The organism is Micromonospora sp. ATLC16 (assembly GCF_057196645.1).
The window spans coordinates 1-21,796 of sequence record NZ_JBXUOW010000076.1 but is presented as its reverse complement, the minus strand read 5'-3'; the positions used below and the strand labels follow the sequence as shown (position 1 = coordinate 21,796).

21 protein-coding genes and 1 pseudogene are annotated in these 21,796 nt (G+C 70.6%); 12 read left to right on the top strand and 10 right to left on the bottom strand.

Going from position 1 to position 21,796, the window contains the following annotated elements:
- On the top strand, nt 1-669 hold a 669-nt coding region (locus tag AC2CHE_RS23250; protein ID WP_484506980.1), incomplete at its 5' end, for a DUF6236 family protein.
- Nucleotides 670-782: 113 nt separating this feature from the next.
- Here the strand turns inward: AC2CHE_RS23250 and AC2CHE_RS23245 are convergent.
- Both AC2CHE_RS23245 and AC2CHE_RS23240 read right to left on the bottom strand, forming a co-directional pair.
- Complete coding sequence (locus tag AC2CHE_RS23245) at nt 783-1,355, bottom strand: HD domain-containing protein (RefSeq protein ID WP_484506979.1); 573 nt, start codon at nt 1,353-1,355, stop codon at nt 783-785.
- On the bottom strand, nt 1,352-2,476 hold the full coding sequence (locus AC2CHE_RS23240) for a helix-turn-helix domain-containing protein (protein WP_484506978.1): 1,125 nt from the start codon (nt 2,474-2,476) through the stop codon (nt 1,352-1,354). The genes AC2CHE_RS23245 and AC2CHE_RS23240 overlap by 4 nt, the downstream gene beginning before the upstream one ends.
- 196 nt (nt 2,477-2,672) lie before the next feature.
- On the opposite strand from AC2CHE_RS23240, the gene AC2CHE_RS23235 reads away from it, so the two are divergent.
- Entirely contained in the window at nt 2,673-2,843 is a 171-nt protein-coding gene (locus AC2CHE_RS23235) for a hypothetical protein (RefSeq protein ID WP_484506977.1), read from the top strand.
- Nucleotides 2,830-3,969 (top strand): helix-turn-helix domain-containing protein, encoded by a 1,140-nt coding sequence (locus AC2CHE_RS23230; RefSeq protein WP_484506976.1) that lies wholly within the window; start codon nt 2,830-2,832, stop codon nt 3,967-3,969. The genes AC2CHE_RS23235 and AC2CHE_RS23230 overlap by 14 nt, the downstream gene beginning before the upstream one ends.
- A 66-nt stretch (nt 3,970-4,035) precedes the next feature.
- Here AC2CHE_RS23230 and AC2CHE_RS23225 read toward each other — a convergent pair whose 3' ends face one another.
- Nucleotides 4,036-4,908 (bottom strand): inositol monophosphatase family protein, encoded by an 873-nt coding sequence (locus AC2CHE_RS23225; RefSeq protein ID WP_484506975.1) that lies wholly within the window; start codon nt 4,906-4,908, stop codon nt 4,036-4,038.
- A 487-nt stretch (nt 4,909-5,395) separates the two neighbouring features.
- Between AC2CHE_RS23225 and AC2CHE_RS23220 the strand changes: the two genes are divergently transcribed.
- Nucleotides 5,396-7,195 carry a cellulose binding domain-containing protein gene (locus tag AC2CHE_RS23220; protein WP_484506974.1) on the top strand — a complete coding sequence of 600 codons (1,800 nt, stop codon included), beginning with the start codon at nt 5,396-5,398 and terminating at the stop codon, nt 7,193-7,195.
- Nucleotides 7,196-7,224: 29 nt separating this feature from the next.
- Here AC2CHE_RS23220 and AC2CHE_RS23215 read toward each other — a convergent pair whose 3' ends face one another.
- Nucleotides 7,225-8,208, bottom strand: coding sequence for a DMT family transporter (locus AC2CHE_RS23215; RefSeq protein WP_484506973.1), 984 nt, complete (start codon nt 8,206-8,208; stop codon nt 7,225-7,227).
- Between the two features lie 81 nt (nt 8,209-8,289).
- On the opposite strand from AC2CHE_RS23215, the gene AC2CHE_RS23210 reads away from it, so the two are divergent.
- Both AC2CHE_RS23210 and AC2CHE_RS23205 read left to right on the top strand, forming a co-directional pair.
- A complete protein-coding gene (locus AC2CHE_RS23210) occupies nt 8,290-9,234 on the top strand; it encodes a LysR family transcriptional regulator (RefSeq protein ID WP_484506972.1) in 945 nt (314 codons plus the stop codon).
- A 167-nt stretch (nt 9,235-9,401) separates the two neighbouring features.
- Nucleotides 9,402-9,917 carry a hypothetical protein gene (locus AC2CHE_RS23205; protein ID WP_484506971.1) on the top strand — a complete coding sequence of 172 codons (516 nt, stop codon included), beginning with the start codon at nt 9,402-9,404 and terminating at the stop codon, nt 9,915-9,917.
- A 20-nt stretch (nt 9,918-9,937) separates the two neighbouring features.
- Here AC2CHE_RS23205 and AC2CHE_RS23200 read toward each other — a convergent pair whose 3' ends face one another.
- A complete protein-coding gene (locus AC2CHE_RS23200) occupies nt 9,938-10,288 on the bottom strand; it encodes a UBP-type zinc finger domain-containing protein (protein ID WP_484506970.1) in 351 nt (116 codons plus the stop codon).
- A gap of 131 nt (nt 10,289-10,419) precedes the next feature.
- Nucleotides 10,420-11,034 carry a GNAT family N-acetyltransferase gene (locus AC2CHE_RS23195; RefSeq protein ID WP_484506969.1) on the bottom strand — a complete coding sequence of 205 codons (615 nt, stop codon included), beginning with the start codon at nt 11,032-11,034 and terminating at the stop codon, nt 10,420-10,422.
- Between the two features lie 318 nt (nt 11,035-11,352).
- On the opposite strand from AC2CHE_RS23195, the gene AC2CHE_RS23190 reads away from it, so the two are divergent.
- Entirely contained in the window at nt 11,353-11,769 is a 417-nt protein-coding gene (locus tag AC2CHE_RS23190; RefSeq protein ID WP_484506968.1) for a hypothetical protein, read from the top strand.
- Between the two features lie 50 nt (nt 11,770-11,819).
- On the opposite strand, the gene AC2CHE_RS23185 is transcribed toward AC2CHE_RS23190, so the two are convergent.
- On the bottom strand, nt 11,820-12,581 hold the full coding sequence (locus AC2CHE_RS23185; protein WP_484506967.1) for a GNAT family N-acetyltransferase: 762 nt from the start codon (nt 12,579-12,581) through the stop codon (nt 11,820-11,822).
- Between the two features lie 117 nt (nt 12,582-12,698).
- Here AC2CHE_RS23185 and argG point away from each other — a divergent pair, with 117 nt between their 5' ends.
- Nucleotides 12,699-14,147, top strand: a complete 1,449-nt coding sequence (gene argG / locus AC2CHE_RS23180) for an argininosuccinate synthase (protein WP_484506966.1) — start codon at nt 12,699-12,701, stop codon at nt 14,145-14,147.
- Between the two features lie 158 nt (nt 14,148-14,305).
- Here argG and AC2CHE_RS23175 read toward each other — a convergent pair.
- The 3 genes and pseudogenes from AC2CHE_RS23175 to AC2CHE_RS23165 form a co-directional block, all read right to left on the bottom strand.
- A pseudogene (locus tag AC2CHE_RS23175) lies at nt 14,306-14,431 on the bottom strand (alcohol dehydrogenase catalytic domain-containing protein); the annotation flags it as partial.
- 143 nt (nt 14,432-14,574) lie between these two features.
- A complete protein-coding gene (locus tag AC2CHE_RS23170) occupies nt 14,575-16,053 on the bottom strand; it encodes a glutamate-cysteine ligase family protein (protein ID WP_484506965.1) in 1,479 nt (492 codons plus the stop codon).
- Nucleotides 16,054-16,128: 75 nt separating this feature from the next.
- On the bottom strand, nt 16,129-16,668 hold the full coding sequence (locus AC2CHE_RS23165; RefSeq protein ID WP_484506964.1) for a hypothetical protein: 540 nt from the start codon (nt 16,666-16,668) through the stop codon (nt 16,129-16,131).
- 147 nt (nt 16,669-16,815) lie between these two features.
- Between AC2CHE_RS23165 and AC2CHE_RS23160 the strand changes: the two genes are divergently transcribed.
- The 4 genes from AC2CHE_RS23160 to AC2CHE_RS23145 all read left to right on the top strand — a co-directional run bounded on the left by AC2CHE_RS23160 (nt 16,816) and on the right by AC2CHE_RS23145 (nt 21,699).
- Nucleotides 16,816-17,934, top strand: coding sequence for a baeRF2 domain-containing protein (locus AC2CHE_RS23160; protein WP_484506963.1), 1,119 nt, complete (start codon nt 16,816-16,818; stop codon nt 17,932-17,934).
- Nucleotides 17,927-19,099 (top strand): thiamine pyrophosphate-binding protein, encoded by a 1,173-nt coding sequence (locus AC2CHE_RS23155; RefSeq protein WP_484506962.1) that lies wholly within the window; start codon nt 17,927-17,929, stop codon nt 19,097-19,099. The genes AC2CHE_RS23160 and AC2CHE_RS23155 overlap by 8 nt, the downstream gene beginning before the upstream one ends.
- A gap of 134 nt (nt 19,100-19,233) precedes the next feature.
- Entirely contained in the window at nt 19,234-20,604 is a 1,371-nt protein-coding gene (locus tag AC2CHE_RS23150; protein WP_484506981.1) for a hypothetical protein, read from the top strand.
- A gap of 219 nt (nt 20,605-20,823) precedes the next feature.
- Entirely contained in the window at nt 20,824-21,699 is an 876-nt protein-coding gene (locus AC2CHE_RS23145) for a SigB/SigF/SigG family RNA polymerase sigma factor (protein WP_484506961.1), read from the top strand.
- The last annotated feature ends 97 nt before the right edge of the window (nt 21,700-21,796 follow it).

Here is a 21,796-nt window from a genome sequence, read left to right as displayed (position 1 = left end):
CTGGATCAACACCGCCAGCGCCCGCCGCGCTCACACCACGCCCACAGCCGCCCTCAACCTCCACGGCATCCCATGATCAAGCGGACATTCCCGGACTACTCCGGGGCCCTGGGCTGTATGGGGCCGAGAGGGTTGCGCCCATACACGGACCATGAGGCTGCTCACCGCCTCGGTACGGAGCCGCTGTCGGACTATGACGTGACCGCCTGTTGGCACATCGATATAGGGTCGCTGCTGCCGGTTCCGAGCGGTGACATTCAGATCAACGATCTTGTTCGTTTTCGCGAAGAATATGATGACGAGCGTCAGCGATTGATGTTCGCGATCGATGAGATGCTTCACCGGCTGAAGCAGGCTGACCGCCATCCGCAGGACGCCTTCAGTCTGGTCGAAAAAGAACTCAGCGAAGCGTTGACTGATGTGCGTGCTGCCGCCCAAGGTCGGAAGTTGAACCTTGTTGCTCGGCCGCTTGCAGTGACGGTCGCCATCGGGGCTGCCAGCATTGGGGCGATCACCGAGCCGGCACTCGCTGTTCCTATGGGAGTCCTCTCCTCGCTCGTGGTGAATATGGCGACGGGTCGAATCCGGCGCGCCGGTAACGACTCAAGAAATCTGGCAGACTTCACGTACTTGCACCGCGTGGAAAAAGCAATAGAAGGTGCTGTTTGAGCGATAGTCGCGGCTGAGTACCGCTAATAGCTGGCGAGAGTGATTAGGACGCTCTGCCGCATTCCGGCGACGACCTATGCACGGGATGGGTGAGTTGCGAACCTCTCAAGGGCTTACGGGCGGGATTGAAGCCAGGCGAGGGGCTGTCCGGTGAGGGCGGCGTCGGCGAGGCGGCGTGCGGAGGCGGACTTGAGGGCAGCGCGGGAGCTGTCGATCCAGCGCTGAACGTTGTCGATGCCCTGATGCCGGTACTCGATGGCTTGGACGAGGCATTCGAGTTTGTCGGCGTCGCGGGCGACGATGGATTCGAGGGTTTCGCCTGCTTCGTACTCGGCGACGGCAGCGTTGATGACGTCGGCGACTGCGGGTGGGCAGGCGGCGACCTGGTCGGCGGTGACGGTGGTGTTGGGCAAGGCGGTGAGGTAACGCTTGGCGATGTGCGGGATGTCGGTGATCCGGGTTTCCTGGGTGTCGTGCAGGGTGCAGAGCATGGAGACCCGAGCCGGATCGGCGCCCTCCATCGAGGCGAGGATCATGCCGATGATCGCAGTGCGGAACGAGTGCTCGGCGATCGACTCAGGGTGCTTGACCCCGGCGAACCACCAGCCGGTGCGGGCGGCGCGTTTGAGCACACCTGCTTCGAAAATGAAGCTCATCGCCCCGGCGGCCTCGTGGTCGTCGCTCATGTGCCCGTCCTTGTGCCCGTGATTCCGTCCGCTCGCAGGCTGTAGACGATAGACGTTAGTTCCTGCCTGGACTGTGCAGAGATGCCGTGGTGATCGAGTAGGGCGGTGCTGCGGTCGACCAACGCTCGGCTGGTGGCAGGGTCGTCGTGGGAGAGTCCTCGCCGGGCGGCGAGCAGAGCCCACGTGTTGTGAATGTTGAGGTCCACGAACGGGTGTCCGGCTCTGAGGCGCGTCACCAGGTGGCGGAGGAGGCGTGACCCGCGCCAGTCGGTGCGAGCGGCGGGCATGAAGGAGTCGTTTCGCTGGCGGTAGGGAAGTTCGCCGACCCAGTAGGCCGAGTAGTTCAGCGCCGCGTGCTGGCAGGCATCGTCCGGGTGAGCGCGTGCGATGAAGTCGCGGAGTGGTTCTGGGTTGCCTTGGTTGGCCAGCGAGGTGACCACTGATCGGGCGTCAGCCCACGTCGGTGACCAGGTGTGGAGGCTGGTCATCCGGCGTGCCGTCCGGTAGTTGTGCTGCGCGAGCCAGGAGGCGGACTCCTTCGTGGGATCGGTGCCGGCGAGGAAGCAGGCTTGCCGGTGTAGCAGGTCGTGCCGACCAGCGGCAGCACGTTCGGCCAGCACGTGAAGTTGCTGGAAGAAGGCGTGACGCTGATCGGCGGGGAGGATCGGTCCGTCGGCGACCGGACCTCGGCGCGGGTGAGGTGATGGGAGGTCTCTCACGAAGCTCGGTCGTCGGCCGGTGACCGCCCAGACGATCAGATCACTCAGCCGGTGGGTGAGCACCGACCAGCCAAGCGCTTGTTGACTCAGCTCGGCTCGCTCCATCTGCTGGTCAAGGATGCTGGCGACGATGAAGTCTGCCTCGGCGGCGTCGTCGACGGCGGCAAGCAATCGGACACTGGCTCCGAGCCTGCCAAGCTTCTGACGGATTGTGAGCGCCTGCCCGAAAGGCACGGCCGTGAAGGACCGTCGCCCGGATTCCCAGCTCTGCACCGTTGCGCGGTCGACCCCCAACTCGGCGGCAACTTGTTCCTGCGTCAACGGGATGGACTCGCGGATCAGCTTCAGCAAGTACCCGGTCACGTAGCCGTGCGGCCTGGACGATCGACCGTGAACCGACACCTATACCCCCACGTTGACCAGTGGTCGATGTTTGTCCCGCCGACTGCCTCTCTCGTGCGGAGCGTGGCCTGCGCAAGCGTACTGCTGGTGAGTCCTGCGACTGCCGTCGTGATCGTAGCGTTGTGGTTACTGAGAGTGCCATATCCGGGCCGTGATTCGAGTTCGGCCATGTCCGCACTGCTGGAAAGGACACGACATGTCTGGGGCACGCGAAAAGTCGGCGGTGAGCCGGAGTGAGCGGGTTGAGGCAGCTGAGCGGGAGGCGGCCAGGCGGCGGCTGCTGGAGCAGGCTGAGGCGGAGCGCGTACCGGTGGAGGAGACCACGCGGGCGGTGCCGGACCGGCGGTGGCGGCGTGAGCAGCGGTGAGCTGCCGATCGGTCGGCGGGTGGCGCGCTGGCGGGTCCGGCGTGGGATGACCCAGCAGATGCTCGCCGACCGGTTGGGTAAGTCGAAAAGCTGGGTGGACAAGGTGGAACGGGGTGCCCGGCGACTGGACCGGTACCCGACGATCCAGCAGATCGGCGAGGTGTTGCGGGTCGATCCGATGGTGCTGCTCGGTCAGCGTCGCCCGCCGCAGCAGCAGGATGCCGGTACGCCGGACGGGGTGGACGGGATCCGGGCGGCGCTGGCCCGCTACGACCGGGCGCTCGGCAATCCGGTGTCGCCAGTCGAGGTGCGACGGCAGGTCGAGCATGCCTGGTTGGGTTTCCAGCACGCGCACTACGCGCAGTTGGTACGGACATTGCCGGGGTTGCTGGACGCCGCGCATGCGTCGCCGGTGCGAGACCTGCTGGTGTCGGCGTACCGGATCACCGCATCGGTGCTGGTGAAGCTCGGCGAGGCCGATCTCGGCTGGCTAGCTGCGGATCGGGCGATGGGTGCGGCGGGCGGTGATGCGCTGCTGTCCGCGACAGCGGCGGTGTCGGTGGGGCAGGCGTTGCGGGCGCTGAGCCGGCACCGGCTGGCGCTGGCAGCGACGGATGCCGCCGTGAGCCGCCTCGGGCCACAGGATGCAGCCGTGCAAGGAACGTTGCTGCTTGAGGGCGCGCTGGCTGCCGCCGGGTGTGGCGAAGCCCGGCGTGCCGCCGAGTTGACTGGACGGGCGACCGGGCTCGCCGCCAGGGCTCGTGAAGACCCGCAGCGGACCGGGTTCGGGCCGGCGGCCGTCGAGTTGACGCGGGTGGTGGCGGCGATCGAACTGGGGGACGCGGGAGCGGCGGTGCACGGCCACCTGTTGGTCATGCGGCGGGACGGGTGGCGGCGGTTGCCGGCCGAGCATCGGGGCGCGTACCTGGTGGACGTGGCAAGGGCGTACCTTCAGATCGGTGACCTGCGGGGTGCGGCCCGCGCCCTGGTCGACGCCGACGCCATCGCGCCGGCCGAGATCCGCTGCCGGCCGATGGCGCGTACCGTCATCGCCGGTCTCGCCCACCGTCACCCGGCACCGGCCGGCGTCGCCCGCCTGGCCGCCCTCGTCGGCCTCACCCGCTGACCGGCCACGGGACCGCGTGGCGTGACCGTGGCAGTGTGGGTAGTGCCGGGCCAGCGTGTCGAGTGCCTACTTCGGTGTTCCGGTGGGGGAGTCCCGGGCTAGCTCCACGAACCACTTGACGGCCTCCGGGCGACCCATCACGGTGCTGGCGAAAGTCGGCTCAGGTTGGGCGAGCGTCTCCATGGGCACCGGCAGATGCCGTTTCCCATTCACGTCTGTGGACATTAGACCGACGATCTCACCTAGGCACAAGCCCGCGAGGCCGTCCCAGACCTTCTGGCGAGGGCGGTAAAAGAGGTCGAAGCGCGGCGCACCCGCCGCGAGATCAGTGAGGTCCAGGGCGGTACGCAGCATGTCCAGCGTCTGTGACGTGGTCCGCGTTTTCAGGGCGTAACCTGCCTCGGTCATGCCGATCTCGTGCGGCGGGGCTTCCGATCGGGCGCTGCGGGTCAGGGATGCGACACGAACCGGCTCGCGGTTGTACGCCGCCGGTCTGCCGTTGACGGTGATCGTCCGGTCGGCCCGGCTGGCCAGCACCATGATCGGAGTCCCGCCGTCTCCCAACTCGGGCGCGACGATGAGCGCGGCAACCGGCTCCCGTCGCTCCAACAGGCAGACCACGGAACAGAACTCGACGCTGCGCGGATTGACGAACTCGGCCGTGCCGTCGATCGGGTCGATCACCCAAATCCGTTCGGGCTCCTCGTCGTGACCGGGCCGCCACGCGCCACTGCCCGACTCCTCGGCCAGCACGCGAGCATCAGGGTCCACCGCCCGGATCTTGCTGATCACCATGTCTTCGACCGCGAGGTCGGCCTCGGTGAGCAGGGTGTGGTCGGCCTTCTCCCGCACATCCAACTCCGCCACCCGGGCTCGGTACGACGCGAGGACGCCCGACAACTCCGTTGTCAGGTCGGCCCACAAAGGGTCAAGGTTCATCGACGCGACACTCCTCGCGGCCGGCTCGGCACCGCCCTCGATCGACAGGCCCATCATTCCACCTCGCTGCCCCGGCAGCCGAGCGGCGGACGTCCGTGCTCTGAACGGCGTGGGCTGCCCAGCGCTGTCGACCAAGAGGATTGCGTCACCGGAGCGGCCCGGCCAGGACGCAAAGCTCTTGATCGACTCGTGTGGTCGGGTGGGGCGGGCAGGCAGGCGGGGCGGGAACGGCGCAGGGCGGACGGCAAACGATTGCAGGGGGTCGGGACGTACTGGCAAGATGGCTGTCGATGCGTCGCGTGGGAGTGGCAGCGATGATGACCTGAGCCGAGGGCAACGGCCGGGGCATCGGATGTTCTTGATCGACTTGCAGCTGGGTGCGACGGCAGGCGGGTGGTCCGCTGCCGCCCAGCCGTTCGGGCTGACCCCTGCCAGCTGCGCCGAAACGCCGCCACCTGCATCGCAGCAGCGGTAGAGAGGAAGCCCGATGAGGCTTGCCCATCCTGACAACATCCCACCGTCCCGCCGCCGGGGAGCCGTCGCGGTCGCCGTCCTCGCGGCGGCGACTTCGCTGGTCACCGTGGCGGGAATCCTGACCGCACCACCCTCGCTGGCCGCGACACCCGACATCACCGTCAACACCTCGTCGAGCTATCAGACGATCGACGGGTTCGGGGCCGCGACGCCGATCTTCGGTGGCTCCGGTGACCCGTGGACGACGAGCGAGACCCAGACCCTCGTCGGTACCGGGCCGGGACAGCTCGGTCTGTCGATCGTCCGGACCGTGGTGTCCCCGGTGTCGAGCGAATGGGGTCTGTACGCGGCCAGCCTGCAAACGGCGAAGTCCTACGGGTCCGATGTCAAGATTCTCGCCTCACCGTGGACCGCGCCCGCCCACTTCAAGACGAACAACAGCAGGGTCAACGGCGGCAAGCTGAGGACCGACTACTACGACGACTATGCCGAGCATCTGAACAGCTACGTGCAGTTCATGAAGGGTCGGGGCGTCACCGTCGACGTGACCTCGGTCCAGAACGAGCCGGACTGGCACCCCGACTACGACTCGATGGACTGGACCGGTACCGAGATGCGGAACTTCGTCCGCGACCACGGTGCCAGGGTCAGGGACACCAGCCTCATGGTCGGCGAGTCCCTGCGGTTCGCGCGCCAGTACTCCGACCCGACGTTGCAGGACGCCACCGCGCGCAACAACATCGGTTACGTCGGTGGCCACCTGTACGACGCCGAGAACAGCGGGAACCTGTCGCCCTACCCGCTGGCCGCGCAACACGGCAAGAACCAGTGGATGACCGAGTGGAATCTGCACGCGGCCGACGGGAACGGTTCGAACATCTGGGGCGACCCCGGCAACACGGCTGTGTGGAACGAGACCCTCGACGACATCATGCGTACCGTGCACAGGTCGATGGAGGCGAACTGGAGCGCCTACATCTGGTGGTACGGCCGCCGCTTCTACTCCTTCATCGGCGACGGCGACGCACAGTACGGCACCACCAAAGGCGCGGTCCTCAAACGCGGCCAGGCGTTCGCCCAGTACGCCAAGTACGTCCGTCCCGGTGACCGCCGGGTGGGTGTGTCGAAGAGTTCGCGTGCTTCCGGGCTGGAGGTCACCGCCTACCGTGGCCGGGGCAAGGTCGTGCTGGTGCTGCTCAACCGGTCGAACAACGCGGTCAACGACGCGGTCGTCCAGGTGCCGCAGAACATCTCGGCGGCCGAGTACACCGTCACCTCGCGGACCTCGGGCGCCCAGTCGGAGGCGGTGAACGTCACCGGAGGCCAGGCGACGGTGAATGTCCCCGCCCGGAGCATCTCCACGATCGTCCTGACCGAAGGATCTGCCTCACCAACGCCGACGGTCAGCCCGACGCCCACGCCGACGATCAGCCCGACCCCGACCCCGACCCCGACCCCGACCCCGACCCCGACGCCCACCCCGACCCCGACGACCGAACCGCCTACAGGGGCGTGTCGGGTGACCAACGCGGTCAACGCCTGGAACAACGGCCTGGTGGACAACATCACCATCACCAACACCGGCACGGGCGCCGTCAACGGCTGGTCGCTGCGATTCACCCTGGCTCCCGGGCAGACGATCACCTCCGGTTGGGGTGCCACGTACTCACCAGCCAGCGGTCAGGTGACCGCGACGAACCTCAGCTACAACCCTTCCATACCGCCAGGAGCCTCCCTCACCATCGGCTTCCAGGCCACGCACAGCGGCAACGACGCCCCACCCACCGGCTTCACCCTTAACGGCACCGCCTGACCGCTGGTCGCCACGGATGTCCAACCCCGTCAGCGGCGCGTTGCGAAGACCACGCCGGTCAGGCAGAGCGCGCCGCCCAGCAGGGCCAGCGGTGCCGGCACCTCGCCCAGCAGCGTCCAGGACAGCAGGACGGTGACCGGCGGGACCAGGTAGGTGGCGGCGCTGGTGCGCCCGGCCGTCCAGTGGGACAGCACGTAACCCCAGGTGAGGAAGCCGATCGCGGTCGGAAACACCCCCAGGAACAGCACGCCCGTGGTGGCCGCCAGCGGTGCCGCGGCGAGTTCGGTCAGCAGGGTGGGGGCGAACGGCGACAGGGCCGCCGTCCCGGCCAGCGCGCCGAGCCAGGTCATCGTCGGCGCGGCCATCCGTGCCAGCAGACGCTTCTGCAGCAGTACGCCGAAGGCGTACAGCAGGGCGGAGAGCACCGCCAGCGCGACGCCGGCCTTGTCGACGTGCCCGGTGAAGCCACTTGCCGCGATCAGGGCCACGCCCACGAAGGCGACCGCCACCCCGACACCGAGCCGGCTGGTGAGCCGTTCGCCCAGGACGAGGACCGCGGCCACCGCGACCAGGATGGGCGCGACCGCCACGAGCAGGGCCGCCGTCCCGGCGTCGACCAGCCGCTCGGCGGCGTTGAGCGCCACGTTGTACCCGCCGAACCAGGCCACGCCCCAGAGCGCGACGAGTCCCAGCGTTCCACCACGGGGCAGGGTGTCCCGAGTCGTGCCGTGCGGTGCTCGGGCGCGCCGCAGGCGGGCGGTGACCGCGACGAACACGCTCAGCGCGACCGACGCCGCCACCATGCGGCCCAGCGCCATGGCGCCGGGGGAGTAGTCGTGCCCGGCGAAGCGGATGGCCACGAACGCCGAGGCCCACAGCAGCACCGTGGTCCCGGCGGCGGCGACGATCGGCCAGGACCGGGGCCGTTCCGCGCGACGGGCGTACCCGGTGCGGGTCTGCTCGGTGACGGCCCCGGTCGGGGCGGCGGGTTCGGTCATCGGCGGGCTGCTCATGAGGAGATTCTCGGCCGCCCGGATATTCAGCACCAGTGACTTTACCTTCACAACACTTTAGCCGCGCTTTATCGTTAGGCGGTGCTCGACGTTCACCGCCTCCGGGTCTTCCGTTCCGTCGTGGCGTCCGGGTCCGTCCAGGCCGCCGCCACCAACCTCGGCTACACCCCCTCCGCCGTCAGTCAGCACCTCACCGCACTGCAACGCGAGACCGGCCTCACCCTGCTCGCCCGAGCCGGACGAGGGCTGCGGCCCACCGCCGCCGGGCACGCCCTCGCCGCCGAAGCCGATCGGGTGCTCGCCCGGGTCGGTGCGGCCGAATCGCTCATCGCGGACCTGCGCTCCGGCCGGACCGGCACCCTGTCCATCGCCTATTTCGCGTCGGTCGGCGCGGCGTGGATGCCACACGTGGTGCGGTCCATCCTCACCGAACTTCCCGGCGTGCGGCTCGACCTGCAACTACGCGAACACATCCCGGACAGCCGGGAGGAGCGCGCCGACGTGCAGGTGGTCGTGGCGGGAACCGGCTTCGACCCTGGTTCGGGCTTCACCGCCCACCACCTCCTCGACGACCCGTACGTCGCCGTGGTGCCGGCCGGGCACCGCCTCGCCGACCGGCCGGAGACGGACCTGGTCGACCTCGCCGACGAGAGCTGGGTCGACAACGACTTCGCCCGGGGCTGGTGCCGCGCCAACCTCCTGGAAGCCTGCACGGCCGCCGGGTTCCGTCCGGCCTTCCGGGTCGAGGCGCACGACTACCGGACGGCACTGGCCTTCGTCGCCGCCGGCATCGGCCTGACGGTGCTGCCCGCGCTCGGCGCGTCCCACCTGCCCGACGGCGTGACCTGCGTCCGGCTGCTCCGCCCGACCCCGACCCGGTCCATCCACGTGGTGGTGCACGACGCCGTCGAGCACACCCCGGCGGCCCGGATGGCCGTCGCCGCGCTACGCGACGCCGCCCAATGTGCCCCCACCGCGCCCGGCGATCATGCACGGGTGGCACCTGACAGAGCGGGGCACTGCTGACATTATGGGCGCCAGGACTGCATGATCGGCGGGATGCGGGCCGGTACTGGCGACGGCGGGGCGGTTGGGAATGAACCGAGGGGAGTTCGCTTACGTCAGGTGGGTACCTCCCCCGACCTTGGAGTGCCATGTCAACGAGTTCTACGGGGCCGCCCCCGCCCGCGCATATGACTCCTGCCCCGCCTGACGTTGCGCTGCGTGATATCAAGATCCTGATTCTTGAGGCGCTGGAGTCGGAGTGGTACCGAGCGAATCGGGCAGGAAACGAATCGGGGGACTACCGCCGCCGCGACCTCATCCAGGCGCTCGGCGAGCGGGTGCGGAAGTGGGAGCCGGCGGCGCCCAGCGGCGGGCCGGCGCGTGGCGGCGAGGCGAGGAAGGGTTTCGAGGCCCGGCCGTCTGCCGTGGAGCGGGCGGATCGGCTCATTCAGATGCTCGCCGACATCCCCGAACTCGACGACGTCCTCAAGTCGACCGGGTTGGTGCAGAAGGTCATGGAGGACGCCCGGGCCGCGCAGGAGCGGCGGAGTCAGTCCCAGCCGTCCAGCCGCTGGCGGAACCCCTTCTCGGCGGCGGCCCTGCTGCGGTCGGGAGGGCCCGGGAACTTCCCCCGGAGCCGAACATCCGCCTCTCCCGGTGGACCGGGACAGCAAGGCCCCCGAAAGATCGTCAAACGTAGGTGAGGCCGACTCCCGGCCGCGCCCTAGCGGTGCAACTGCCGTTTCCAGTCGGCCGGCACCCGGTCGACCGGAGCCGGTGCGCCCTGCTCGACGGGACGGTGCAGCGGTGCCGCAAGCGACGGGCCCTGTTCGTACAGCACCTGCTCGTCGTAGTCCCAGAACCACTCCTCGCCCGGTTCAAAACTGCGGACGAAGCGGTGCCCGGTCGCGGCGTGGTGGGCGCTGGCGTGCTGACCGGGCGAGGAGTCACAACATCCGACGTGACCGCACGTGCCGCACCGCCGGAGGTGGAACCACCAGCCCGGCGGGTCGGCCGTCATACAGTCGGCGCAGCCCGGGCCGCTGGGCGGCACCTCGGGGTCGATGCCCTCCATAGTGGGTCCTCTCCGTGAAGCGGTCTGCCACCGTGCGGCGGGCGCCGAGCGCCAGCAGCCGGCAACTCTACCCCCAGCCCGTCCGGGCGGGTCACGCCTGCTTCCTCGCCGCAAGGTCCCCGGTCGGCAGCTCACCCGGGTCGGGCGGACCGCCACTCTTCGTGGGTGATCGCGTACTCGACCTCGCCCTGCTCCGTTCCGGGCAGCGGGTCGTCCCAGGACGGGAAACAGGTGCGGATGTGGCGCAGACCGATGGCCTCCATCACCCGACAGGAACCGATGTTGACGGCCATGGTCTGCGCGATGACCCGGCTTTGGCCGACCGTGCCGAAGGCGTGTCGCAGCAGTTCCCGGCTGGCCTCGCTGGCCAGACCCTTGCCCCAGTGCCGGCGCGGCAGGCGGTAGCCGAGATCGCTGACCGTCGGGTCGTCCGGCTGATCGGGGCCGTGTGCCGGCGGCAGCATCATCAGTCCGACGAACTCGCCGTCGTTCTCGGCCGGCGGCGGCGTCGAACCGCGCGCCCCACCGTCGGTGCCGAACGCCATCCAGTAGCCCAGGCCGTCCACCTTGTCGGCCAGCGCCATCCGGTTCGCGTGCGACCCGACCACCTCGTCCCTGGTGCGGGCCCGGCCGTAGAGGTAGCGCAGCACTTCGGGGTCGGAGTCCAGCTCGACCTCCAGGTCGAGGTGCCGGTCGGCGAGTGGAACCAGCAGCAGACGATCGGTACGCAGGACCGGTTGTGGCATCGGGCCATGGTGGCACGGGTCCGGCCGCTTGGCGCGGCAAATTTCAGCGGCCCGGGGGCCGCGGTGGAGAGGGGAGCGCTCGGCCTGGTCGCCTGACCTGGTTCGTTGCCGCTCATGCCGGATGGCGTCCCTGGCGTCGACGCTACGGCGGTGGTGCTCGGACGTCAGGGGGCGGAAAGTCCCGAGGCGGAGAGTGGAGTTATCCCGGCGCTTAACTATTGCCGAACGGATCGCCCGGAGACCGATGTGCCGGTTTGCCGACGGCGGTACGCGGAGATGGTTGGGTCGTGAGTGCCAGGACGTGGTCAGGAGGAAGGGATGACGGACGATCCGAACGCGCCGGAGGAATCGCGGACGGCGCCGGACACCGCTGCGGACGAGCCGGAAATCGGGGCGCTGGACGACCCCGAGCGGGCCATCAGGCGGGAGATCGAGGTGATCGCCGAGCGGTTCCCGAACACCGACGTGAGCGTGGTCGCGGCGGCGGTGCGCGAGATCGTCGCGGAGCTGCGCGCCGAGGCGCAGGTGGAGGCCCACGTCATGGCCCTGGCCCGGCATCGGGTGTACGACCGGCTGTGCGCGCAGGGACACGAGTTCGAGTCGGGCACCGACACCGCCACCGAGTCGCCGGACGGGCCGGAACCCGAAGCCCTCGACCGAGCGGATCAGCCCGCAGCCGGCGAAACTCGGCGCGGGTCGCCCGCTGACGCGGCGGTCACCAGCCAACCCGACTGAGCGACCCGTAGGGAACACTCGGCCGCAACCCCGCCGGAGCCCGCGTACGCCTAGGCAGAGGCGGGGTGCGGTCCCAGGTCCGGTGACCCGTCGTCGCTGCCGCGCAGCCGTACGCTGAGTTGAGCGCCAAGCTCGCGGAAGCCCAGCGACCGTGCCACCCGGCGGGAGGCGTGTGGTCGAGCCCGCCACTGGGGCAGGAGCCCTTCGGTCAGGCTGTGCGCCGTCGCGGCTGCGGCGACGATGCGGGCGAGGCCAGATCCGCGTCGGCTCGGCGCGGTCAGCGCGCTCAGGTGGGCGACCCGACCGGGCCAGTGCCGGTAGCCGGCCGCCGCGACAACGCCCGTGCCGACTCGGTGGACGTACGCCACCGAGGTGATCGCCGCGAGCCCGCACTCCTGTGCGTCGGCGATCGGGACCGATGCCAGGAATTCCACCAGATCCGGGTGACCGGCGGGTAGTCGTTCCGCCGCCTGCCGCGGATGCGGTCGGAAGCCGTGCGGGTCGCAGTAGGCGAGGGTGGCCGGGCCGAGCGCCTGCGCAACCGGCAGCACGGCGGCCAGTCGCTCGGGATCGGTCAACGCGCCGATCCCAAGCCGCTGGCAGGCCTGCGTCACCTCGCCTACCAGATCATTGTTCGGCACGGTGCAGATCCCGGCATCCCCCAACGCGACGACTCCGACCCATCCCGGCGGCGACATCGACGACCTCGCCGCCACCGCCACCGCGACACCGTGGGTGGGGAAGCTGATCGGCGTACCGGCCAGCTCGGTCCACGACCGCCGAGCCGCGGTCAGCAGCGGGTCACCGTCCATGACGGCAGCCTGCTGCTCGATGGTGTGCCTTGGCCACCGATATTCACCCGTCGCCGGGGAACAGAGCCGCCACCGTCCGGCTTGCATGACCATGCGCCGTGATGCATACTTTTCCTTGTGTCCAAGGTCCTGACCTCCCTGCCCAGTGGTGAACGTGTCGGCATCGCCTTCTCCGGCGGCCTCGACACCTCGGTCGCGGTCGCGTGGATGCGCGACAAGGGCGCCATTCCGTGCGCCTACACCGCCGACATCGGCCAGTACGACGAACCCGACATCGCCTCGGTGCCGGACCGCGCGCTCAATTACGGCGCGGAGGTCGCCCGGCTCATCGACTGCCGTGCGGCCCTGGTGGAGGAGGGCCTGGCCGCGCTGACCTGCGGCGCCTTCCACATCCGCTCGGGCGGGCGGGCGTACTTCAACACCACGCCGCTGGGCCGCGCGGTCACCGGCACGCTGCTGGTGCGGGCGATGATCTCCGACGACGTGCAGATCTGGGGCGACGGCTCGACCTTCAAGGGCAACGACATCGAGCGGTTCTACCGCTACGGCCTGCTGGCCAACCCGCAGCTGCGCATCTACAAGCCGTGGCTCGACACCGACTTCGTCAGCGACCTCGGTGGCCGCAAGGAGATGTCGGAGTGGCTGCTGTCCCGGGACCTGCCGTACCGGGACAGCACCGAGAAGGCGTACTCGACCGACGCGAACATCTGGGGCGCCACCCACGAGGCGAAGACCCTCGAACACCTCGACACCGGCATCGAGACGGTCAACCCGATCATGGGTGTCCGGTTCTGGGACCCGACGGTGGAGATCCCCACCGAGGACGTGGCGATCGGCTTCGACCAGGGACGGCCGGTGACCATCAACGGCAAGGAGTTCGGCAGCGCGGTCGACCTGGTGCTGGAGGCCAACGCCATCGGCGGCCGGCACGGACTGGGCATGTCCGACCAGATCGAGAACCGGATCATCGAGGCCAAGAGCCGGGGCATCTACGAGGCCCCCGGCATGGCGCTGCTGCACGCCGCGTACGAGCGGCTGGTCAACGCCATCCACAACGAGGACACCCTGGCCAACTACCACAACGAGGGCCGCCGGCTGGGCCGGCTGATGTACGAGGGCCGGTGGCTGGACCCGCAGGCGCTGATGCTGCGTGAGTCGCTGCAACGCTGGGTCGGCACGGCCGTGACCGGTGAGGTGAAGCTGCGGCTGCGTCGGGGCGAGGACTACTCCATCCTGGACACCACCGGCCCGGCCTTCAGCTACCACCCGGACAAGCTGTCGATGGAGCGTACGACGGACTCGGCCTTCGGTCCGGCCGACCGCATCGGTCAGCTCACCATGCGTAACCTCGACATCGCCGACTCGCGGGCCAAGCTGGAGCAGTACGCGCACCTGGGGATGGTCGGCGGCGCTCCGCAGCGGGTGGTGGGTGCGGCCCAGGCAGCCTCGACCGGTCTGATCGGCGCGATGCCGGAGGGCGGCGCGGAGGCGATCGCCTCCCGTGGCGTCCCGTCGGCCGAGGACGAGGCGCTCGACCGCGCCGCGATGGAGTTCGGCGTCGACTGAGTGGCTCTCTCCGTTGGGCTCACGCCCCTGGCGGTCGTGGCGCTGCTCGGGGTCGCCGTGAGGATGCGCCGCCGGATGGGTCGGCACGATCCTCCTGAGCCCGGCGCGGTCCCACCCGGTGCCGACCGGGTGGGACCGCGCCAGCTCCGAAGCCGATGCCGATGCCGCCGAGCGTACGATCCGCGCAGGCAGGTGCCGTACACCTCGTCTCCGGGCCGGAAGCGGGTCACCCGGGCACCGACCTCGGCCACCACGCCGGCCACGTCCCGACCGAGGACCGGCACCCGGGGTCGGCGCAGCCCGGACGCGAGTCGTTGTTGGTGACGCGGGTCGGTTTCACCACTGCGGCACGCCCCTGCGGTAGACGATCACCTTCGCCAGCGAGCCGACCACCGCTGACAGCACGAAGCGTTGTGTCGGGAGGCGGTCACGGGGTCGGCCACTCGTGGACCGGCCGGTTGCTGTGCATCAGCTCCACGTAGCGCCGGACCACCTGGCGCAGCGCGTCCGGGCGGTCCAACTGGTCGGTGGACTCCAGCCGGTGCAGCGTCGCCACCTGCCAGGTGGCGCCGTTGCGGCCGGTCAGGCACCGTTGCTCGATGATGTCGAGCAGCCGGTCCCGCTCGTCCGGGTCGACACCCCACCGGTCCAGGCCGTGGTGGGCCAGGGGCAGCAGCCGGCGCAGCACCAGCTCGGCGACCGGCAGGTAGCCCAGCCCGGGCCAGAAGACGTAGGCGTCGATGCCGTGCCGGGCGCAGGTGTTGAAGTTCTCCTCGGCGGCGCTGAACGACATCTGGGACCACAGCGGCCGGTCGGCCTCGGCGAGCGCGCGGACCAGTCCGAAGTAGAACGCCCCGTTGGCGATGGTGTCCAGCACGGTCGGCCCGGCCGGCAGGACCCGGTTCTCCACCCGTAGGTGCGGCCGGCCCCGCAGCACGTCGTAGACCGGCCGGTTCCACCGGTAGATGGTGCCGTTGTGCAGCCGCAGCTCGGCCAGGGTCGGTACGCCTCCGGCGGCGAGCGTCTCCGACGGGTCCTCCGGGTCGCAGACCGGCAGCAGCGCCGGGAAGAAACGCACGTTCTCCTCGAACAGGTCGAACACGGAGGTGATCCAGCGCTCGCCGAACCAGACCCGGGGGCGTACGCCCTGGGTCTTGATCTCCTCAGGGCGGGTGTCGGTGGCCTGCTGGAACAGTGGTATGCGGGTCTCACGCCACAGTTCGCGGCCGAAGAACAGCGGTGAGTTCGCGCCGAGCGCCACCTGGATGCCGGCGATGGCCTGGGCGGCGTTCCAGTAGTCGGCGAACTGGGCCGGGCCGACCTGGAGGTGGAACTGGGTGCTGGTGCACGCCGCCTCCGGTGTGATCGTGTCGGCGGTGACCGCCAGCCGTTCCACCCCGTTGATGGCGATCCGCAGATCCTCTCCCCGAGCCGCGAAGATCTGCTCGTTGAGCAGCGCGTAACGGGGGTTTGCCGACAGGGTGGCGGCGGTCAGGTGCTCCGGCAGCACGGTCGGCAGAATGCCGATCATCACCAGCTGCGCGCCGACGGTGCGGGCTCGCTGGTCGGCCGAGTTCAGGGCGGCGCGTACATGCTCCTCGAACTCGGCGGTGCCGGTGCCGGCCAGCCGCCGTGGTGCGACGTTGATCTCGACGTTGAACTGGCCGAGCTCGGTCTGGAAGCTCGGGTCGGCCACTGCCTGCAACACGTCGGCGTTGCGCATCGCCGGCATCGAGTCGGCGTCGACCAGGTTGAGCTCGATCTCCAACCCGGTCATCGGCCGCTCGACGTCGAACCGGGACTCGCGCAGCATCTCGGCGAAGACGTCGAGACAGCGGCGCACCTTGTCCCGGTAGCGAGCCCGATCCTGGCGGCTGAAGGTCTGCACGCCGACTTCCTCGCCCATAGGTCACCACCCTGTCACCACTGGTACCCCAAACGTCGCACGTCCATGCCACCTGTAAAAGTCGGGACGGTCGACTCAGGTCACCGCCGTGCAGGCGGCCACCGTGGCGAGGACCAGCACGCCCAGCATCGCCTGGAGCAACAGCGGAGGCCCCAGGTGCGACCACATGGTGGCCGTACGCGGCCGGAGCAACTGCCCCGTGGTGAGGTTGACGATCCGTTCGACCTTCGGTGCCAGGTCGGAATCACCCTGGTCCCGCAGGGTCAGTTGGACGTGGTCGGCCGGATGCAGGGCGCTCTGCGGCAGATGCCCGTGCAACTCCACCTCGTAGAGCCGGCCGTCGGCGTCCCGCAGGCGCACCGGGGTGACCAGGTACTCGGGGCCCTTCTTCAGCTCCTTGAAGCTGCGCCGGCCCGCCCCCGAACCAGCCGAGAGCAGGGCTCGCACCAGCTTGGCCAACAGACCCGCCACGCTGGCCGCGGCCAGCACCACCACCAGCACCGGCTGCCCCACCCGCACCTCCCGGGGGTAGCCGTCCATCAGGCGCACGATCTGCGCGGTGAGGATCCGCCCGGTGGGGTGCAGGCTGCGCCGGGAGTACGATGTCGCGTCCATTCCACCACCCAGAGTTCGCCTACGCATACGGATCGTATCGATCCTTGAGGTTGAACGACGTGAATGAAAACCGGTCACGCGGTTGCCGGCAGGTGACAACCACGCTGACGCGGGTAAGCGATGGGCCGAGCTGGAAAGGGGTCGAGCATGCAGCTGTCCTTCCTGCGCCCGCTGTACCAGCGTCCGGGTCCGTGGTGCTCGGTCTACCTGGACGCCTCCCTGGACACCGAGGACGCGCACGCGGCACTCGATCTGCGGTGGCGTGGCCTGCAACGGCAACTGGCCGAGCAGGGGGCGGACGAGCCGACGATCGCCGCCGTCGAGCGGGTGGTCAGGGGACACGACCCGATGCCCGGCGACTACGGCTTGGCCGTGTTCGGTGCCCATGGACAGGTGGTGCTCTCCGAGTACCTGTCCGCTCCGCCACGACGGGATCTGGCCGCGTACGCCCCGCTGCCGCACGTGATGCCGCTGCTGGCGCAGCGCGGTGAACAGGTGGCGTGGGTGCGGGTACTGGCCGACCGCACCGGCGCCGACGCGATGTCGGTCAGCGCCGGCGGAGTGCCGCGGCGGGCACACGTCGTCGGCCGGGAGAGCTACCAGATACGCCGGGTCAAGCCCGGCGGCTGGTCCCAGTCGCGCTACCAGCGGGCCGCGATGGAGGCATGGCATCACAACGCCGGTGACGTCACCGCCGCGACCGTCGAGCTGGCCGAGCGGGTGGGTGCCGAGGTGGTGGTGGTGGCCGGCGACGTCCGCGCCACCGGCATGATCGCCGCCCAGATGCCGGATCGCTGGCAGGACCTGGTGGTACGCACCGACGCCGGTTCCCGGGCCGGCGGTGCCGACCACACCCTGCTGGACGACCTGACCGTGCAGACCATCGCTGAGGTGGCCGACCAGCGGGTGAACGCGGCGCTGGACCGCTTCGGCAGGCAGGAGGACGTCGGCGCCGGACTGGACGCGGTGGTGGCCGCGTTGCAGCGCAACCAGGTCGACACGATGCTGATCGTCGACGATCCGTCGGCCGACGGCCAGCTCTGGATCGGCCCGGCGGCCACCGACATCGCCACCGAGCCGGATCACCTGGCCGCGGTCGCCGAACCGGAGCGGGTGCGGGCCGACGCGGCGCTGGTGCGTGCCCTGGTGGGCACCGACGCCGAGCTGACCGTGCTCGGTGCCGACGAGGCGCCCGACCTGGTGGACGGGGTGGGCGCGGTGCTGCGCTACGTCGACCCGGTCACCCCGGGACGGGGCGGTGCCTGACCCGAGCGTCGCTGACGCGGTTGTCGACCGGCTGCTGGCCTGGCGGATTCCGCGGGTCTTCGGCCATTCGGAGGAGGCGGTCGGGGCACTGGTCGAGGCGCTCGACGCCGCCGGTGGCGATCCGGAGTTGGTACCCGTGCGGAACACGGAGTGCGCCGCGGTCATGGCGGCCGGGCACGCCCGGTTCACCGGCGGGCCGGGCGTCTGCCTGGCAGCCGGCGGAGTGGCCGTCGCGGGCCTGCTCGCGGGACTCGCCGCCGCCCGGGGCGCCGGCCTGCCGGTGCTCGCCGTCGTCGCCGAGCCCGGCCCGGTCGCGGACGACGAGGTGGGTATCACGACGCGACTACTCGCCGAGGTGTGCCGCGGCGTCCGGTACGCCGCCGATCCGGCGCGAGTGCCGGAGCTGGTGGACGAGGCGCTGCGCGTCGCGTCGCACGGTGGCTGCCCGGTCGGCCTGGTGCTGCCTTCCCCGTCACCGGTCGGCGGGGTACGGGCCGCCTCGCCGCGCCCCGCAGCCGATGGCCGCTGGATTCTCGACGAACTGTCCGCCCGGCTGCCACCGGACGCCGCGGTGATCGTCGACGGCACCCTGCCGGCCGCACACCTGAAGACGACGGCGCACGTCGTGGTGGGTCCGGCCGGACAGCCCGGCGGCGCGCTGCCGTACGCCGTCGCCGCGAAGCTGGCCGCCCCGGAGCGGCCGGTGATCGCCCTGGTCACCGACGAGGGGATGTGCTCGCAGGGACTGGCCGAACTGGTGACCATCTCCCGCTGGCGGTCGGTGTGGCCCGATCCGCGACTGGTGGTGCTGGTGTTCAACAACCGGTCCGGCCATCCCCGGCCCGGGGGCCGGCCGATGACGGGCGACGTCCCGTACGCCGGCTGGGCCCGGTTGCTCGGCCTGCACGGGGTGCGCGTCGACCGGCCGGAGCTGGTCGACACGGCCTGGGACGAGGCGCTGAACGCCGACCGGCCGTACGTGCTGGAGGTGGTGACGCACGCGCTGACCCTCGCCTCCTGGAACCGGTGGGGATGCGACGACATCGGCGACGTTGCTGCCTCAAGCGACGGTGAGACAGCAACATCCCCGATGTGGCCGGCCGGCAGTGGTGCATCGGCGATGGCGGGGTGGCCGGTCTCGGCGGGAACGGACAAGATCCCCTGATTGATGCCGTCCGGTGGGGACATGCCCTGTTTAACCCGCAACCTGGCGGGAAGCCGGGCCGCGTGGTGAGCGATCGAGGCAAGGTGGGGCCGGTGCGCAAGGTGCGCCCGGGACTGACGGCGGCCGGTGCCGGCATGGCCGGTGACCGCGTCGTAGCGACCGGCAGCACCGCCCGGATCCTGCTCGCGGCCACCGCCCGCGCCCTGCGTGGCAGCGACTGCGCCGACCTCGGGCACGCCGGACCGATGTCCCGGTTCGCCGGTACGCCCGAGCCGGTGCGGCGGGCGGCGGCGATCCGCTCCGCCGGCCGGACCGCCCTCACCGCCGGGCAGGCCGCCGAGGTCGACGCGGAGCGGGTCGCCCGGTGGTTCGTCGACCAGTACCCGCGGCGCCGGTATCCAGGGGTGCTGCTGGGCTCCCCGCACGGTGGCGTCGCGCATCTGGCCGTGGCGCTGGGCATGCCCTGGCTGCCCGCCGGGTTCGAGATGGTCGCGCACTGGCCGCAGGGCGCGGTGGACCGGCCCCGCGCCGCCCTGGACCACGGCGCGGCGCTCGCCGGGCGGCTGCTCGCCGGCAACCCCGACCTGCATGTCCGGCAGGTGCACTGCCCGGCCAGCCGAGGCGCGTTGGCCGGGGCGACGGTGGTGCTGACCGGCCGCTGGCGGGCGCTACCGGCGGCGTACCGCGGCTTCCTGACCGACCGGCTGGCGCCCGGCGCGCCGGTGCTGGTGCTGCGGGACACCCGGACCTGGCCGGTGGTCGACGCCGCCGACGGGCACAGCTTCCAACTCGGCTGCCCGGCCAGCGGCCTGAACCCGGTGGACTTCCATCCCGACAGCCACACGCTGCGGCAGGTGCTGCGCTCGGCCGGCGGCGACAGCGCGCACTGGCAACCGCCGGAGATCTCCGCCCCGCCGGCCGCCGCCGAACACGGCGTGGAGTCCGGTCTCGACCGGGGCGTACGGGACTGGACCTCCCGGCACGGACATCCGCTGCACCAGATCCTGGTGCCCACGCCGGAGGCGCTCAGCGCGGCCACCGCCGACCTGTACCGGCGCTGGCTGCGGGCCGCCGGCAAGACCGGTGACCGCCTGGTGGTCGAGTGCGGTCGGCTGCTCGACCCCTGGCAGGTGCTCCGGGCCGGGCTGGTGCCGTACTGGTGCGAGAACGCCACCCGGCGCAGCGTCGAGCAGGTGGAGTGGTGGCTGGCCGGCAGCGAGTCGTTCACCTCGGTCGACGTGCTGCCGGAGCCACCCGGCGTACGCTCACCGGCGCTGGCCGGGCTGCCGCAGTGGCTGGCGGTCGCGGGTTTCGGCCGGCGGCGGCGGGCCCTGGACCGCACCTCGGCGCGCGGCTACCCGGTCACCTCGGTGCCCACCCGCAGGGCCACCGAGGTGCTCCGTGCCCAGCCCTACGACCTGCCGAATCCGGAGCCGCTGGCGACCGGCGACGCCCTGGCCGCGCTGCGCGACGGCGGAAGCCACCACGGCCTGCTGATCTGTTGAGACCGGCCTGACGAAACATCCTCGCGAACCCGTGATCCCGTGATTGAGTACCTACGGAGCGGGAACACCGCCGGCTGCGACAGGCTGATCACCTTGCGTGGCGCGGCGCCGTCGCCCGCTGGCATCCCAGTCACGTAACCCAGTCACAGGCCCGTGCGTGCCTACGCGCGTGCCCGGTGTCGGCGAATCCGGGCGGGGTCCTTCCCGAGGGAGGCGCGGATGTTCGGACAGACCACCACAACCACACCACCACCCACCGATCGAGGGCTGGAGGATCTCGACGCCGCGGCGCTGGCGTACGCGGCGCGGATCGAAGGGCTACCGCCGGAGCGTCGCCAGGAGGCCCGCGACGACCTGGTCCGGTTCGCGTTGCCGTTCGCGGGCCGGTTGGCCCGCCGCTACCGGGGGCGTGGGGAACCGTTGGAGGATCTGGAACAGGTGGCCCGCCTGGGGTTGGTCAACGCCGTCGACCGGTACGACCCGGAACGGGGTTCCTTCACCGCGTACGCGGCGATCACCATCGTGGGCGAGATCAAGCGGCATTTCCGGGATCGCACCTGGGGTGTGCACGTGCCCCGCCGGCTTCGCGACCTGATCCTTGAGGTCGGACAGGCGACGGCGGCGTTGACCAGTGAGTTGTCCCGGGCGCCGACGGTGGCCGAACTGTCGAAACGGCTGGAGACGCCGGAGGAGGAGATCCTCGCCGCGTTGGAGTCGGCGGCCGGCTACAGCCCGGCGTCGCTCAACGCGCCGGTCGGCGGGGAGAGTTCGGCGGAGTTCGGCGACCTGGTCGGCGAGTCGGACATCGCGCTGGAGTCGGTCGACGACCGGGTGACCGTCAGCGGTCTGCTGCACCGGCTGCCCTGGCGGGAGCGGCGGATCCTGGCCATGCGGTTCTACGGCAATCAGACCCAGGCCGAGATCGCGGCCCGCTTCGGCATCTCCCAGATGCACGTGTCCCGGTTGCTGTCGCGGGCGCTGACCTGGCTACGCCAGGCGATGCTCGCCGACGCGCCGCCACCGTGGCAGAACGGTCCCGCCGAGTCCGAGCCGGCCAACCAGTCGCCCACCGCGGCCCCGGTGCGCGGTCGCTGACCGACCATCCCGCGACGTCGTCGGGGCGGCGCCCCCCCCGGGCGGCCCCCCCCCGGCCGCGGGCGGGGCGGGACTCGGGGGGGGGCCGCCCTCGCCG